General features: G+C 75.8%; 15 protein-coding genes. 8 read left to right on the top strand and 7 right to left on the bottom strand.

Going from position 1 to position 15407, the window contains the following annotated elements:
* The first annotated feature begins 71 nt into the window (after positions 1 to 71).
* Together ABD254_RS08785 and ABD254_RS08780 are read left to right on the top strand one after the other, a co-directional pair.
* The gene (locus ABD254_RS08785; protein ID WP_344247641.1) at positions 72 to 1292 is read left to right on the top strand and encodes a molybdopterin-dependent oxidoreductase; all 1221 of its coding nucleotides are present in this window, start codon (positions 72 to 74) and stop codon (positions 1290 to 1292) included.
* The gene (locus tag ABD254_RS08780) at positions 1289 to 1789 is read left to right on the top strand and encodes a hypothetical protein (RefSeq protein ID WP_344247639.1); all 501 of its coding nucleotides are present in this window, start codon (positions 1289 to 1291) and stop codon (positions 1787 to 1789) included. The genes ABD254_RS08785 and ABD254_RS08780 overlap by 4 nt, the downstream gene beginning before the upstream one ends.
* Here the strand turns inward: ABD254_RS08780 and ABD254_RS08775 are convergent.
* The 4 genes from ABD254_RS08775 to ABD254_RS08760 all read right to left on the bottom strand — a co-directional run bounded on the left by ABD254_RS08775 (position 1716) and on the right by ABD254_RS08760 (position 4898).
* Positions 1716 to 2375, bottom strand: coding sequence for a class I SAM-dependent methyltransferase (locus tag ABD254_RS08775; protein WP_344247637.1), 660 nt, complete (start codon positions 2373 to 2375; stop codon positions 1716 to 1718). The two genes, ABD254_RS08780 and ABD254_RS08775, sit on opposite strands and share 74 nt — an antisense overlap.
* Positions 2372 to 3052, bottom strand: a complete 681-nt coding sequence (locus ABD254_RS08770; RefSeq protein WP_344247635.1) for a TIGR04282 family arsenosugar biosynthesis glycosyltransferase — start codon at positions 3050 to 3052, stop codon at positions 2372 to 2374. Before ABD254_RS08770 ends, ABD254_RS08775 begins: the two co-directional genes overlap by 4 nt.
* A complete protein-coding gene (locus ABD254_RS08765) occupies positions 3049 to 3753 on the bottom strand; it encodes a glycosyltransferase family 2 protein (RefSeq protein ID WP_344247633.1) in 705 nt (234 codons plus the stop codon). The genes ABD254_RS08770 and ABD254_RS08765 overlap by 4 nt, the downstream gene beginning before the upstream one ends.
* Positions 3754 to 3845: 92 nt before the next feature.
* The gene (locus tag ABD254_RS08760; protein WP_344247631.1) at positions 3846 to 4898 is read right to left on the bottom strand and encodes an NAD-dependent epimerase/dehydratase family protein; all 1053 of its coding nucleotides are present in this window, start codon (positions 4896 to 4898) and stop codon (positions 3846 to 3848) included.
* 134 nt (positions 4899 to 5032) lie between these two features.
* On the opposite strand from ABD254_RS08760, the gene ABD254_RS08755 reads away from it, so the two are divergent.
* Positions 5033 to 5848, top strand: coding sequence for an S-methyl-5'-thioadenosine phosphorylase (locus tag ABD254_RS08755; protein ID WP_344247629.1), 816 nt, complete (start codon positions 5033 to 5035; stop codon positions 5846 to 5848).
* A gap of 64 nt (positions 5849 to 5912) precedes the next feature.
* On the opposite strand, the gene ABD254_RS08750 is transcribed toward ABD254_RS08755, so the two are convergent.
* Entirely contained in the window at positions 5913 to 6386 is a 474-nt protein-coding gene (locus ABD254_RS08750) for a hypothetical protein (RefSeq protein ID WP_344247627.1), read from the bottom strand.
* Between the two features lie 127 nt (positions 6387 to 6513).
* Between ABD254_RS08750 and ABD254_RS08745 the strand changes: the two genes are divergently transcribed.
* Positions 6514 to 7797 carry an amidohydrolase gene (locus ABD254_RS08745; protein WP_344247625.1) on the top strand — a complete coding sequence of 428 codons (1284 nt, stop codon included), beginning with the start codon at positions 6514 to 6516 and terminating at the stop codon, positions 7795 to 7797.
* A gap of 81 nt (positions 7798 to 7878) precedes the next feature.
* On the opposite strand, the gene ABD254_RS08740 is transcribed toward ABD254_RS08745, so the two are convergent.
* On the bottom strand, positions 7879 to 8769 hold the full coding sequence (locus tag ABD254_RS08740; protein ID WP_344247622.1) for a helix-turn-helix transcriptional regulator: 891 nt from the start codon (positions 8767 to 8769) through the stop codon (positions 7879 to 7881).
* Positions 8770 to 8926: 157 nt separating this feature from the next.
* Between ABD254_RS08740 and ABD254_RS08735 the strand changes: the two genes are divergently transcribed.
* Positions 8927 to 9694, top strand: coding sequence for an SDR family oxidoreductase (locus ABD254_RS08735; RefSeq protein ID WP_344247620.1), 768 nt, complete (start codon positions 8927 to 8929; stop codon positions 9692 to 9694).
* A gap of 84 nt (positions 9695 to 9778) precedes the next feature.
* Here the strand turns inward: ABD254_RS08735 and ABD254_RS08730 are convergent, their stop codons facing one another.
* The gene (locus ABD254_RS08730; protein WP_344247618.1) at positions 9779 to 10537 is read right to left on the bottom strand and encodes an IclR family transcriptional regulator; all 759 of its coding nucleotides are present in this window, start codon (positions 10535 to 10537) and stop codon (positions 9779 to 9781) included.
* A gap of 121 nt (positions 10538 to 10658) precedes the next feature.
* On the opposite strand from ABD254_RS08730, the gene hutH reads away from it, so the two are divergent.
* From hutH to hutI, 3 genes are read left to right on the top strand one after another with little or no spacing between them, the layout of a single operon-like run.
* A complete protein-coding gene (gene hutH, locus ABD254_RS08725; RefSeq protein ID WP_344247616.1) occupies positions 10659 to 12314 on the top strand; it encodes a histidine ammonia-lyase in 1656 nt (551 codons plus the stop codon).
* A gap of 31 nt (positions 12315 to 12345) precedes the next feature.
* Positions 12346 to 14058: a urocanate hydratase gene (gene hutU / locus ABD254_RS08720; protein ID WP_344247614.1), complete on the top strand. Its 1713-nt coding sequence runs from the start codon at positions 12346 to 12348 to the stop codon at positions 14056 to 14058.
* 10 nt (positions 14059 to 14068) lie between these two features.
* Positions 14069 to 15370, top strand: coding sequence for an imidazolonepropionase (gene hutI, locus ABD254_RS08715; RefSeq protein ID WP_425553733.1), 1302 nt, complete (start codon positions 14069 to 14071; stop codon positions 15368 to 15370).
* Positions 15371 to 15407 lie beyond the last annotated feature (37 nt).

The raw sequence follows: 15407 nt of genomic DNA, 5'->3' as shown, positions 1-15407 counted from the left end.
CCCGCCACCGGCGGGACGCCGTAAGGAGACCGTGAGGGTCGGCAAGGCCCCGCCGACCCTACGGTCGATCCATGACCGTCCCGCGGACCGCCGACTTCCGGTCGCCGGTGCACGACCCGCGCGTCGTCGCCCGCGTGGGGGCGCTGCTCGGCGGCGCCGTCCTCGTCCTGTTCACGACCGGGCTCGTCTCCCACCTGCACCAGGACCCGGTCTCGTGGTGGGCGTTCGGCCCGGCGCCGTCGTGGGCGTACCGCCTCACGCAGGGCGTGCACGTCACGGTCGGGTTCGCGTGCGTGCCGCTGCTGCTGGCCAAGCTCTACGCCGCGTACCCGCGCCTCTTCGAGCGGCCCGCGCTGCGAGGGTGGCGGCACGCCGTCGAGCGCGCGTCCGTGGCGGTGCTCGTCGCGGCGACCACGTTCCAGGTGGTCACCGGCGTGCTCAACGCGTTCCAGGTGTACCCGTGGCGGTTCAGCTTCGTCGCCGTGCACTACGCCGCCGCGTGGGTGGTGGCGGGGTCGGTGCTCGTGCACGTCGGGGTGAAGCTGCCGACGATCGCAGGCGCCCTGCGTTCGTCCGTGGACGACCTGCGGCGCGAGGAGCGCGGCGAGCCGCCGCGCGTGGCGGCGAGTGCCGCCCCGTGGCCTGCCGGCGACGGCGCGTCGATCCCCGCCGGCGACGACGGCGCGTCGACGCGCCGCGGGTTCCTCGCCGCCGTCGCCGCCACGACGCTCGGGGTCGTGGCGCTCACCGTCGGGCAGACCGTCCGTCCGCTCGCGCCGCTCGCCGTGCTCGCGCCGCGCGACCCGGGCGTCGGACCGCAGGGCCTGCCCGTGAACAAGACGGCGCACGCGGCCGGGGTGGAGCAGGCAGCGACCGACCCGGGCTGGCGGCTCGAGCTGGTCGGGCCCGGTGGCACGCGGCGGCTGGCGCGGCAGGACCTGCTCGCGTTGGGTCTCGCGACCGCCGTCGTGCCCATCGCGTGCGTCGAGGGCTGGAGCGCGACCGCGACCTGGGACGGCGTGCGGGTGCGCGACCTGGCCCGGCTGGTCGGCGGCACCGGCGCGGACGACGTGCGCGTCGAGAGCCTGCAGGCGGGCGGGTCGTACCGCGAGTCGCTCCTGCCCGCCGCGTACGTCGCCGCGGACGACACGCTCCTCGCGCTCCGGCTCGCGGGGGAGGACCTCGACCTCGACCACGGCTACCCGGCGCGCGTCGTCGCGCCGAACCGTCCAGGTGTGCTGCAGACCAAGTGGGTGACCCGGATGACGGTCGAGCCGGCGAGGGCGGCATGAGCGGGCCCGCGCCGTCGCCGTCGCGAGGGCCGTCGCCCGCCGTGCGTCGCTGGCGCCGGGTCCTGGTCGTGGCCGGCGGCGCGCTCCTGGCGTTCGGCGCGTGGACGGCGTGGTCGACCGTCCCGCAGGGCCAGTGGACGTCCGCGCTGCTCTGGCTCGCGGGCGGCGTCGTCGTGCACGACGCCGTGCTCGCCCCGCTCGCCGTCGTGACCGGCGCTCTCGTGCTGCCCCGCGTGCCGCCGACGTGGCGCGCGCCGTTGCGCGGCGGCCTGCTGGCCGCGGGGGCGCTCGCGCTGCTCTCCGTCGCCGTGCTCGCCGGGGCCGCGGGACGACGCCACTGGTCCGTGCTGCCGCACGACCCCCTCCCGGCGATCGCCACCGCGGTGCTCGTGATCGGGGTGGGCGTGGTCGTGGGGGCGTTCCTCAGCGCGGGGCGGGAGCCCGGCGGAGCGCGACGACGGTCCGCCCGCCGGCGGACCACTGGGCCGCCGCGCTGAGCCCGGCCGCCGCCGCGAGGCCGCGCAGGGGTCGCGTGCCGAGCCGGGCCCACGGGACGGGGCGGCTCAGCCGGCCGTCCGCGGCCCGCAGGACCACGGGCGACGTGTCGTACGCGTCCGGGTCGGGATCGGTCTCGACGAGCACCTGCCCGTCGGGCCGGACGAGCTCCCCGCACCGGCGCAGCAGTGCGACGGGGTCGCCCCCGATCCCGATGTTGCCGTCGGCGAGCAGCACGGTGCGCCATCTGCCCTCGTCGGGCAGCGCCGCCTCGACCGCGCGCCGCAGCGCGACGGCACCTCGGTCGCGGGCCCGGCGCACGGCGTCGCGCGAGACGTCGATGCCGAGGCAGTCCACGCCGCGGCGGGCGAGCTCGGCGGCCAGCCGGCCCGGCCCGCAGCCGACGTCGAGGACCGGCCCTTCGCAGCGGTCGAGGAGGACGTCGTCCGACGGGGTCGCGGGCGCCGCCCACGTGCCGACGTCGAGCGGGCGGTCGCCGCCGCCCTCCACCGCGACCACCGGCAGGCCGCCGAGCGCCGCCTCGTAGAGCACGACGGGGCTGAGCTCGCGCGCGGACGTCGTCGTCATGGGCGCGACCCCGCCGCGGGGCGACCCGCACCGCGGGACGACGCCAGCGCACGCCAGCGCAGCGCGAACCGGCTCGCGGGCGCCTGCCGCGCGACCGCCTCCGCGTCGTCCGGGCCGTCGACGTCGCGCAGCGTGGGCAGCATCCCGACGTCGAGGCCTCGGTCGAGCAACCGGGCGAGCTGCTGGGCGCCCGTCGTCGCCTCGGACATCGGGACGCCGAGGAACAGGTCAGGGTCGGGCGCGCGGAGGCCGACGGCCCAGAAGCCGCCGTCCTCGGCGAGGCCGAGGACGGCGTCGTGCCCGAACAGGTCGACGGCGGCCAGCTCGGGGCCGAGCTGCGGGGTGTCCATGCCGACGAGCAGGACCGGGCCGGGGTACCGCCCGAAGACGTCCTCGAACGCCCCGGCGAGCCTGCGGTCGAGCCCGCCGGTCCGTTGCGGGAGCACGTCGAAGCCCGCCGGTACCCACCCGCCCGGGTCGCCGTCGAGCACCAGCACGCGCCGGCACGGCAGGGTCGCGACGGCGTCCAGGGTGTCGCCGAGCGCGGCGGCCGCCACGTCGGCCGCCGCCGTGGGGCTGAGCCGGGGCGTGAGCCGGGTCTTGACCCGCCCGGGCGCGGGCGCCTTGGCGAGCACGACGACGGTGCGCGGCGGGTCGAGCGGGTCCGGCGCCGTCACGACGCCAGCACCCGCGACATGTCCCGCACCGCGCGCCACGCCCCGAGCGGGGTGCCGGTCACCTTGGACCGGCCGAGCCGGGGGCCGTACGGCACGTCGACCTCCTCGACGCGCCACCCCGCGTCGGCCGCGGCCACGAGCATCTCGAGCGGGTATCCGGAGCGGCGGTCCGCGAGCCGCAGCGACAGCAGCGCGTCGCGTCGCGCGGCGCGCATGGGCCCCAGGTCGTGGACGGCGACGCCGGTGCGGCGGCGCGCGCGCCGCGCCAGCTCCCGGTTGGCGAGCCGCAGGTGCCACGGCCACGCCCCCGGCGCCGGGACCCGGCGCCCGAGGACGAGGTCCGCGCCCCCGGCGGCGACCGGCGCGACGACCCGGGGCAGGTCCGCCGGGTCGAGGCTGGCGTCCGCGTCGCAGAAGGCGACGACCTCGGCGCTCGCGGCCCGCATGCCGGCGTCGCACGCCGCGCCGAACCCGCGCGCCGGGGCCACGACGACGCGCGCCCCGTGCGCACGCGCCACGTCCGCGGAACCGTCGGTGGAGCCGTTGTCGACGACGATCGCCCGCATGCCGTGGGGCACGCGCGGCAGCAGCCACGCGAGCCCCGCGGCCTCGTCGAGGCACGGGAGCACGACGTCGACGGTCGGCGTGGCGGCCCCCGCGACGTCGCCGCCGCCGGGGGCGCCGGGAGGGGCGCTGGTCACTTCTGGAGCGTAGGTTCCGGCGGCGCCGCAGGCGCCGGCAGATGCCCCGTACCGGCCTTACGGTCGCCTTACGGCCGCGGTGACGGTGGGCGTCAGAGCCGCCCGACCAGTGCGGCGAGGCCCTCGTCCAGGCCCACCTCCGCGCGCCACCCGAGCACGCGTCCGGCCCGCTCGCTCGACGCGGTGACGTGCCGGACGTCGCCGGCCCGCCACTCGCCCGTGACCACGGGCTCCGGGGCGCCGAGCAGCGCCGCGACGCGCCGCGCGAGCTCCCCGACCGTCGTCACCGTGCCGGAGCCGACGTTGAACGGTTCCGCCCGCCCCGGCGCCTGCGGCCGCTCGACGGCGGCGACCACGGCCCGCGCGACGTCGTCGACGTGCACGAGGTCGCGGCGCTGCCCGCCGTCCTCGAAGACGCGCGGCGCGCGCCCGTGCTCGGCCTCCGAGCGGAAGATCGACGCGACGCCGGCGTACGGGGTGTTCCGCGGCATCCCCGACCCGTACACGTTGTGGAAGCGCAGCGCCGCCGCGGTCGCCCCGGTGGCTCGGGCCCACGCGGCGAGCAGCCGCTCGCCGTGGGCCTTCGTCGCGGCGTACACGTTGCGCGGGTCGAGCGGCGCGTCCTCGGCCACGAGCCCCGGCACCAGCACCCGCCCGCACACGGGGCAGCGAGGGTCGAAGACGCCGGCCGCGAGGTCCGTCTCGGCGCGCGGCGGCGGGTGCACCGCGCCGTGGTCGGCGCAGGCGTACGCGCCCTCGCCGTAGACGACCATCGAGCTCGCGTACACGACGTGCGGAGCCTGCCCGGCCCCGACCCGCTCCGCGGCGGCCCGCAGCAGGACGGCCGTGCCCAGGTCGTTCGAGGACACGTAGTCGTCGATGTCGTCGATCCCGACGCCCAGCCCCACCTTCGCCGCCAGGTGCACGACGACGTCCCGGCCGGCGAGCGCGTCGCGCACCGCCGCGCCGTCCCGCACGTCCGCGCGGAGCAGGTCGACGCCGTCGGGCAGGGCGGGCGCAGGGCGGTCGCCGTGCACGTCGGCGCGGAGCGCGTCGAGGACGACGACGTCGTGGCCGGCGGCGAGAAGGGCGCGGGTCGCGGCGGCGCCGATGAAGCCCGCCCCGCCCGTGACGAGGATGCGCATGCCCCCAGCATCGACGACGCGGGCCACGCGCGGCGGGGCGAGGCGCGGCGCAGGAGATGACGATCTGCTGACGTCCCGGTTCCCGGCGCGTCGTCGGCGGACGGCGCGCCCGCGGCCGGTCTAGCGTGGCGGTCGTGACCGACGCGACGACCGCACCCGTGGGGATCCTCGGCGGGTCCGGCCTCTACCGCCTGCTCGAAACCCCGGAGCCCGTCGCGGTGGCGACGCCGTTCGGGGACCCGTCCGACCCTCCGAGCCGCGGCACGTTCGCCGGGCGCCCCGTCGTCTTCCTGCCCCGGCACGGCGCCGACCACCGGTACCCGCCGCACCGCGTGAACTACCGCGCGAACCTGTGGGCGCTGCGGGCGCTCGGCGTCCGGCAGGTCGTGGCGGCCTCGGCGGTGGGCGGGCTGCGCCCCGAGCTCACGGCGGGAACGGTCGTCGTGCCGGACCAGGTCGTCGACCGCACGTGGGGACGCGAGCACACCGTCTACGACGACGTCGGCACGGTGGTGCACGTCCCCTTCGCCGACCCGTACTGCCCGCGGGGGCGGGCCGTGGCCGTCCGCGCCGCGCGGTCCGGGACGCTGTCTGCCGTGGACGGCGGCACGATGGTCGTGATCCAGGGGCCGCGGTTCTCCAGCCGCGCGGAGTCGCGGCGCAACGCGGCCGAGGGCGGGAGCGTCGTCGGGATGACGGGGATGCCCGAGGCCGCGATCGCCCGCGAGCTCGCGCTCTGCTACACGACCCTCGCGCTCGTCACGGACGCGGACGCGGGGGTGGACGTCGGGTCGTCCGTGACCCACGCCGCCGTGCTCGAGGCGTTCGCGAGCAACGTCGTCGCGCTCACCGAGGTGCTGCACGACGTCGTGGCCGGGCTGCCGGACGACGACGCGTGCCCGTGCCGCCGGGTGCTGGACGGGGTCGACCTGCCCTTCCGGCTCCCCTGACCGGGCCGGCGGGGCCGGCCCGGTCGATCGGGCCAGCCGGGCTGGGCCGGCTGGTCGGGCCGGCTCAGGCGGCCGCGTTCTCCGTCTCCCCGCGCAGGGCGTCGATCTGCTCCTGGAGCCCGGCGAGGAGGTCGGCCACCGTGCCGGCACCGCTCTCGCGGGCCTGCTCGGTCACGTGCTTGACCTCGGCGGAGGCGGCCTCGAGCGCCACCTGCGCGTCCTCGAGCGCGACGACCGCGCCGTCCTCGGAGTCCTTCGCCTGCTCGAGCGCCGCGCGGGCCTCGTCGGTCGCGGCCTGGGCGGAGGCCACGGCGTCGGTCACGTCGCCACGGAGGGCGTCGGGGACGGCGGTCACCTGCTTCTCCAGCTCCTGCAGGTCGCCATCGATGGCCTCGGCCTGGCTCTGCGCGTCGGCGATGAACTGTTCGACCTCGGCGGGGGCGGAACAGGCGCCCAGCATCATGGCCAGGGCGAGAAGGCTCGCCGCAGCCAGACGGGTCGTCGTCTTGCCCTTGGTCGAAGTCGTCGCTGACGTCATGGGCCCGATTCTGCCCTGCCCGACGCGGTTTCCCTGGGCCGGAAACCACAGATGACGTGGAGATCTTGCACACACAAGGCGGGGTGTCCTTCTCGCGCAGGGGCAATCCCGGGGCGAGGATGCCTGGATGACCGTCACCACGCCGACCACCGCCGAGCTGACCGCGATCTACACCGACCTGCACGCCCACCCGGAGCTCGGGTTCGCCGAGCACCGCACGGCCGGGATCGTGGCCGAGCGCCTGCACGCCTGGGGCTACGACGTGCACGAGGGCATCGGCGGCACCGGTGTCGTCGGGGTGCTCACGAACGGCGCCGGCCCGCGCGTGCTGCTGCGCGCCGACATGGACGGGCTGCCCGTCACCGAGCGCACCGGCCTTCCGTACGCGTCCACGGGCACGGCGACGACCCCCGAGGGCCGCGAGTCGGGCACGATGCACGCCTGCGGGCACGACGTGCACGTCACCTGCCTGCTCGGCGCGGCGGCCGCGCTCGCCGAGCGGCGCGGCGAGTGGGCGGGCACGCTCGTGGTCCTCTTCCAGCCCGCCGAGGAGGTCGGCGAGGGCGCGCGGCGGATGGTCGCCGACGGCCTGTACGACCGGATCGGCGTGGTGCCCGACGTCGTGCTGGGGCAGCACGTGATGCCGCTGCCGGTCGGCGTGGTGAGCCTGACGTCGGGCACGGCGATGGCCGCGGCCGACTCGATGCGCATCACGCTGCACGGGTCGGGCGGTCACGGCTCGAGCCCGGAGGCGACGGTCGACCCGGTGGTGATGGCCGCGGCCGCGGTGCTGCGGCTGCAGGGCATCGTGTCGCGCGAGGTGGGCGCGACCGAGTCCGCCGTCGTCACCGTCGGGTCCGTGCAGGCCGGGACGCAGGCGAACGTCATCCCCGACCGCGCCGAGCTGCTGGTCAACGTCCGCACGTTCGACGCCGGGGTCCGCGAGCGGGTGCTCGCCGCCATCCGGCGCATCGTCGACGCCGAGGCCGCGGCGTCCGGGGCGCCGAAGCCGCCGGAGTACGCGTCGGTCGCGGCGTTCAACCTCACGACCAACGACGCGGCGGCGTCCGCGCGCACCCGGGCGGCGCTCGAGCGAGCGCTCGCCGACGAGCGGCCCCGCGTGGAGGCGGCCGGCGGCCGGCCGCTCCTCGTGAGCCTGCCCCCGCTGCCGGGTTCGGAGGACGTCGGCGACCTCGCCACCGCCGCCGGCGCCCCGCTCGTCTACTGGTTCCTCGGCGGGTTCGACGCCGCCCTGTTCGAGGGCTTCGACCCCGCAGCGGCCACGGGCATGGGCGGCCTGCCCGACGGCGTCGCGCCCAACCACTCGCCGTTCTTCGCGCCCGTGCCCGAGCCGACCCTCGACCTCGGCGTCGCGACGCTCGTCGCCGCGGCGCGGGAGTGGCTGGCCTGATGTCCAGCAGCGCGTCGCCCGGCCGCACGATCGGCGGGGACCTGAGCGGGTCGAGGCGAAGCGAGCAGTCGGTGGTGGGGATCAGTTGCCGTCGCGGAGCCCTTGGGCGCGGGTGGTCGACGGTGCCGGGTCTGGTTTCTCCCAGCTGCTGAGGATCCGGAGCGCGTCTTCTGAAGGGGAGCCGGTGGCAGCGGTATAGACGAACAGTTGCTGGTCCGGCTCGCCGGGCACCGGGAAGGTTTCGTAGTTGATGTCCACTCGGCCGACGACCGGGTGCATGGTCTTCTTCCTGCCGAAGCTGCACTCGTAGACCTTGTGCCGGGGCCACCACGTGCGGAACTCGTCACTCTTGACGGTCAGTTCGCCGATGAGCTCGTTCAGCTCGCGGTCGTTCGGGTGGCTGCTGGAGTCACGGCGCAAGATCGCTGCGACGTCCGCGGCCACGAGTTCCCAGTCGACGTAGAACTCGCGCGCGGCCGGGTTGAGGAAGGTCCATCGGGCGAGGCTGCGGTTGAGCCCCTTCTCCTTCGTGAAGTCGTGCAGGAACGCTTTGGCGAGGTCGTTCATCGCCAGCACGTCCATGCCGACGCCGAGCACGAACGCGGCAGCGTTGTCCATCTGGTCGAGCATCTGCCGCAGCGAGGACCGAACCCTCGTGCTGCGCTTGTCGGCCTGGACGCGGCCCCCGGTCGACGCCGACAACAGCGTGAACAGATAGACCCGCTCGGTCTCCGTCAGCCGCAGGGAGCTGCTCAGAGCGTTGATGACCGCGTCGGACGCGCGCGCCACCCGGCCCTGCTCCATGCGCGTGTAGTAGTCCACGCTCACACCCGCCAGAGCGGCGACCTCGTCACGCCGTAGTCCTGGGACCCGCCGGACGCTGAAGCTCGCGGTGGTCAGTCCGATGTCTGCCGGGGTGACTCGCCCACGAGCCGCCCGCAGGAAGCTGGCGAGAGTCCCGTTGTCGTCCATCGCCCCAGTATGTGCCGGGCCTTCAGATCGAGGGTGGCTCTGTTTGTCCTAGGGAGGGCTGGGCAGGTTTCGGCCGTCTTTTCCCGCTGGAACGGCGTTTGACTCTCGGAGGTCGTCACCGAGCACGACCCTCCGAACACCTGCTGAAGGAGCCCCCATGACTACTGCCGCCCTCCTCGACGGCCGTGTCGCCGTGATCACCGGTGCGTCCAGCGGCATCGGCGAAGCCACCGCCCGCACGCTCGCGGCGAAGGGCGCCAAGGTCGCTCTCCTGGCCCGACGGGCCGACAGGCTCGCCTCGATCGTCGACGAGATCACCGCCGCAGGCGGGAGGGCCGTCGCCTTTCCGGTCGACGTCACCGATGCTGCGGCCGTGAAGGGCCTCGCACAGAGCATCGAGGACGAGCTCGGCACGGTGAGCATCCTGTTCAACAACGCCGGGATCATGCTTCCCGCTCCGATCGAGGAGCTGCGCGAGGACCAGTGGTCCCACCAGGTCGACCTCAACATCTCGGCGCTGAACACCGTCATCGGTGCGTTCCTGAGCCAGCTCGTCGCCTCGGCTCGGAACGCCGGCGTCGCCGACCTGATCAACACCGCCTCGATCGCGGGAAAGAACCTGTTCCCCACCTTCGCCGTGTACTCGGCGTCCAAGGCCTACGTGATCCACCTCTCCAACCACCTGCGTACCGAGCTCGGCCCGAAGGACGTCCGCGTCTCCGCGATCGAGCCCGGTATCGTCGGCACGGAGCTTCAGGGTCACGTCACCGACCAGGGAGCGACCGACTGGCTGGAGGGATCCAAGGACACGCTCGAGTGGCTGACCTCGCAGGACGTCGCCGAGGTCGTCGCGTTCACGGTGAACCTGCCGCGCCGCGTCAACCTTCAGGAGATCGCCATCATGCCCACCCGGCAGACTTCCTGATCCGCAAGGATCGAATCCGCAAGAAGCACGCACGACCGCATCGCCACCGGCGTGCTGCCTGATGTTGACCCGGTGGATCAGGGGTCAGCGGGCGCCGAGGCGGCGGCTGATCTCCGCGGCCGCCCGGCCGGCCGCCTCGGCGAGCCCGGCGCGGCGGGCGTCGTCGACGTCGTCCGACCAGAAGGTCAGCGCGACGCCGGCGACCGGGTAGCCGGTGTGGTCGACGGCGGCGTGCGCGACCGACGCGAGGCCGGTCGTGACCTCGCCGTCCTCGGTCGAGTAGCCGCGGTGCCGGGTCTCGCGCAGCACGTCGCGCAGCTCCCGGAGGGATCGTGGTCCGACGTCGGTCCGGGAGGCGAGCACCGCCGAGCTGGGGAACAGCGCCCGCACCTGCGCGGCGGGCAGGCGGGCGAGCACGGCGCGGCCGCTCGCGGTGAGGTGGCTGGGCAGGCGCACGTCGACGTCGGTGACGAGCGACGGACGGTGCGGGGCGCGCTGCTCCACCAGGTACAGCACCTCACGGCCGTGGAGGACCGCGAGGTGCGCGCTCTCTCCCGTCGTCTCGACCAGCCGCGCGACGACGGGCCGGGCCAGCCGCGCCAGCGGCGCCTGCCGCGCGTACGCCGAGCCGAGCGACAGCGACGCGGTCCCCAGCCCGTACCGGTGCTCCTCGGGCAGGTGCGTCACGAACCCCTCGTCGACCAGCACGGACAACAGGTGGTAGACGGTCGAGCGCGGCAGGCCGAGGTGCTGCGCGACCGCGGCCGCCGGCGACGGCCCTGGCTGCGCCGCCAGGTACGCCAACACCCGCAGCGTGCTGCGCGCCGCCGGCACGTCCGCCATCTTCTCCCTCCGAGCCACCTCGGCGGAGGGGGAACGCCTCGGAAGCCGACTGTCTGGGATCCCAGACTGAACCTCCGGCGAACCCGTGTCCAGCGGACCGACGACGGTGTGTGCTGGCGGCATGTCCGCATCGCTGCAGCACCTCGCCGGTCACCACCCCGGTACGACGGCGGCCCACCCGGCCGCACCGCTGACCGACGTCGTCGTCGAGGTCACGGGAGACCCCCTGACCGTCGACGACGTCGTGGCGGTCGCCCGGCACGGCGCGCGGGTCCGCCTCACCGACCGCGCGCTGTCGTCGATGGCCGCGAGCCGCACGGTCGTCGAGGACCTGGCCGGCGACGCCCGCCCGCACTATGGCGTCTCCACGGGCTTCGGCGCCCTGGCGCGCCGGCACATCCCCACCGAGAAGCGGGCGCAGCTGCAGCTCAGCCTCGTGCGCTCGCACGCCGCGGGCACCGGCCCGGAGGTGGAGCGCGAGGTGGTCCGTGCCCTCCAGCTCCTGCGCCTCGCCACCCTCGCCACCGGCCGTACGGGCGCCCGCCCGGTCGTCGCGGAGACCTACGCCGCGATGCTGAACGCGCAGGTCACGCCCGTCGTGCATGAGTTCGGCTCGCTCGGCTGCTCGGGCGACCTCGCGCCGCTCGCACACGTCGCGCTCGCCGCGCTGGGCGAGGGCCCCGTGCGCGACGCCGACGGCGAGATCCGGGACGCGGACGAGGCGCTCGCCGCGGCCGGCATCGCGCCGCTTGCCCTCGCGGAGAAGGAGGGCCTCGCCCTCATCAACGGCACGGACGGCATGCTCGGCATGCTGTGCCTGGCCCTGCACGACCTGACCGCCCTGCTCCGCACCGCCGACGTCGCCGCCGCCTCCAGCGTGGAGGCGCTGCTCGGCTCGGACGCGCCGTTCGCCGAGGACCTCGTGGGCCTGCGCCCGCACCCCGGCCAGGCGGCGTCGGCCGCCAACCTGCGGGCGCTGCTCGCGGGCTCGCCGGTCGTCGCGAGCCACCGGACCTACGACGCCGACGGGCGCCCCGAGTGCACGCGCGTCCAGGACGCGTACTCCCTGCGCTGCGCGCCGCAGGTGCACGGCGCGGCGCGGGACACGCTCGACCACGCGGCGACGGTCGCGGGCCGCGAGCTGGCGTCGGCCATCGACAACCCCGTCGTCACCGTCGACGGCCGCGTCGAGTCCAACGGCAACTTCCACGGGGCGCCGGTCGCCTACGTCCTGGACTTCCTCGCGATCGCCGTCGCCGACGTCGCGAGCATGAGCGAGCGCCGCACCGACCGGTTCCTGGACGTCGCGCGCAACGAGGGCCTGCCGGCGTTCCTCGCCGACGACCCGGGCGTCGACTCCGGCCTGATGATCGCCCAGTACACGGCGGCGGGGATCGTGAGCGAGCTCAAGCGGCTCGCCGCTCCGGCGAGCGTCGACTCCATCCCGTCGTCGGCCATGCAGGAGGACCACGTCTCCATGGGCTGGTCCGGTGCCCGCAAGCTGCGCCGCGCCGTCGACGGCCTCGGCCGCGTGCTCGCCGTCGAGCTCCTGACCGCTGCCCGCGCGCTCGACCTGCGCTGCGCGCCCGGCGCGGGCCGCCCCGACCGCCTCGCGCCGGCCGCGGGCACCGGCGCCGTGCACGACCTGCTGCGCACGGCAGTCGCCGGCCCCGGCCCGGACCGGTTCCTCGCCCCCGAGATCGACGCCGTGACCCGGCTCGTCGCGGGCGGCGACGTCGTCGCCGCGGCGGCCGCCGCCGTCGGCCCTCTTCGCTGACACCGACCTGACCCCGCTGAAGGAGACGCAGATGTCCCACGACCTCGGCACCCCCGTCCCCGTCCGCGCCCCGCGCGGCACCACGCTCACCGCCCGCAGCTGGCAGACCGAGGCCCCGCTGCGGATGCTCATGAACAACCTCGACCCGGAGGTGGCGGAGCGCCCCGACGACCTGGTCGTCTACGGCGGCACGGGCCGCGCCGCCCGCGACTGGCCCAGCTACCACGCGATCGTCCGCACCCTGGAGACGCTCGCCGAGGACGAGACGCTGCTGGTGCAGTCCGGCAAGCCGGTGGGGGTGCTGCGCACGCACGAGTGGGCCCCGCGGGTGCTGATCGCCAACTCGAACCTCGTGGGGGACTGGGCGACGTGGCCCGAGTTCCGCCGGCTCGAGGCGCAGGGCCTCACGATGTACGGGCAGATGACGGCCGGGTCGTGGATCTACATCGGCGCGCAGGGCATCCTCCAGGGCACGTACGAGACGCTCGCGGCCGTGGCGGCCAAGATCTCGACAGGCTCGATCGGCGGGGAGGGCACCCTGGCCGGGACCCTCACCCTGACCGGCGGCTGCGGCGGCATGGGCGGCGCGCAGCCGCTGGCCGTGACGCTCAACGGCGGCGTGTGCCTCGTGGTCGACGTCGACCGCTCGCGCCTGGAGCGGCGCGTGCGCGAGCGCTACCTCGACGAGGTCGCGGACTCGCTCGACGACGCCGTCCGGCGCGTCGAGGCCGCCCGCACCCAGAAGCGCGCGCTGTCCGTCGGCGTCGTCGGCAACAGCGCGTCCGTGGTGCCTGAGCTGCTGCGGCGCGGCGTCGAGATCGACGTCGTCACGGACCAGACGTCGGCGCACGACCCGCTGTCGTACCTGCCGCTCGGCGTCGACGTCGAGGACTGGGCGGACTACGCCGCCGCCAAGCCGGAGGAGTTCACCGACCGGGCGCGCGAGTCGATGGCACGCCACGTGGAGGGCATGGTCGGCTTCCTCGACGCCGGCGCCGAGGTCTTCGACTACGGCAACTCGATCCGCGACGAGGCGCGCCGCGGCGGCTTCGACCGCGCCTTCGACTTCCCCGGCTTCGTCCCGGCGTACATCCGGCCGCTGTTCGCCCAGGGCAAGGGGCCGTTCCGCTGGGCCGCGCTGTCCGGCGACCCGCGCGACATCGCCGCCACCGACCGCGCGGTCCTGGATCTCTTCCCCGACGACGACCACCTGCACCGCTGGATCCGCGCCGCCCAGGAGCGCGTCGCGTTCCAGGGCCTGCCCGCCCGCATCTGCTGGCTCGGGCACGGCGAGCGCGACCGCGCCGGGCTCGCGTTCAACGACCTCGTCGCGAGCGGCGAGGTGAGCGCGCCCGTCGTCATCGGCCGCGACCACCTCGACGCCGGCTCCGTCGCCTCGCCGTACCGCGAGACCGAGGGCATGGCCGACGGCTCCGACGCCATCGCCGACTGGCCGCTGCTCAACGCGCTCACCGCCGCGTCGTCCGGCGCCACGTGGGTGTCGCTGCACCACGGCGGCGGCGTCGGGATGGGGCGGTCCATCCACGCCGGGCAGGTGTCCGTCGCGGACGGCACGCCGCTCGCGGCGGCCAAGCTCGCGCGCGTGCTGTCCAACGACCCGGGTCTCGGCGTCCTGCGGCACGTGGACGCCGGATACGACGACGCGGCGGCCGCCGCCGAGCGAGGCGGGCTGCGCGTGCCCATGCTCGAGAGCGACCCTGCCGGCCCGGCGCGAGAGGCGTGACGTGCGCGAGGTGGAGCACCCGGGCCCTTCGACAGGCTCAGGAGGGCCCGGTTCGCACCCGGCCACGCTGATCCTGGGGATCGGCGAGCTCACGACGAACGCCCCCGAGGCGGTGCTGGCCGACCTCGGCGTGGACGCCGTCGGCGACCCGACCGGCCTCGTCCGCGACGCCGCGCTGCTGCTCGACGGCGGGCGTGTCGCGTGGGTCGGCGCCGAGCGGGACTGTGCCGAGGGCGTGGAGCGGGCCCTGGGCCGGGCGCCCGACCGGGTCGTCGGCGTGGAGGGGCGCGCCGTCGTGCCCGGGTTCGTCGACTCCCACACCCACCTCGTGTTCGCGGGCGACCGGTCGGCCGAGTTCGAGGCGCGCATGGCGGGCCGCTCGTACGCCGCGGGCGGCATCCGCACCACGGTCGCCGCCACGCGCGCGGCGTCGGACGACGAGCTGCGGGCCCGCCTGCGCCGGCACGTCGACGAGGCGCTCGCCCAGGGCACCACCACGATCGAGGTCAAGGGCGGCTACGGGCTGAGCGTGGCCGACGAGGAACGCGCGGTGCGCCTCGCGGCCGAGGCCACCGACGAGGTGACGTTCCTCGGCGCGCACGTCGTCCCGGTCGACTTCGACGGCCGTGCCGACGACTACGTCGACCTCGTGTGCGGCGAGATGCTCGCCGCGTGCGCCCCGCACTCCCGGTGGGTCGACGTCTTCTGCGAGACGGGCGCGTTCACCCCCGAGCAGTCGCGCCGCGTGCTGGAGGCCGGCGCCGCCGCGGGGCTCGGCGTGCGCGTCCACGCGAACCAGCTCGGCCCGGGCGAGGGCGTGCGGCTCGCCGTCGACCTCGGCGCGGCCGCCGTCGACCACTGCACGTACCTGTCCGACGACGACGTGGCGGCGCTCGCGGAGTCATGGGCGGGAGAAGCCCAGGGGACCGTCGCGACCCTGCTGCCCGGCGTCGAGTTCTCCACCCGGCACCCGTACCCGGATGCCCGCCGCCTGCTCGACGCGGGCGCCGTCGTCGCGCTGGCCAGCGACTGCAACCCCGGCTCGTCCTACACGAGCTCGATGCCGCTCATGGTGGCGCTCGCCGTCCGCGAGATGAGCATGACCGTCGCCGAGGCCGTGTGGGCCGCGACGGCGGGCGGGGCGCTCGCGCTGCGCCGGGACGACGTCGGGCACCTCGCACCCGGCGCCCGGGCCGACGTCGTCGTGCTCGGCGCGCCGTCGCGCGCCCACCTCGCGTACCGCCCGGGCGTCCCGCTCGTGCACGCCGTCTGGAAGGACGGGGTGGCGGCCCACTCGCCGAGTACGAGGTGAGCGCTCGAGCTCGAGGTCCCCGACCTCGAACTCGGGC

This window comes from Isoptericola hypogeus, from assembly GCF_039531145.1.
Classification (GTDB): Bacteria; Actinomycetota; Actinomycetes; order Actinomycetales; family Cellulomonadaceae; genus Isoptericola; species Isoptericola hypogeus.
This window is presented reverse-complemented; position numbering and strand designations above follow the sequence as displayed.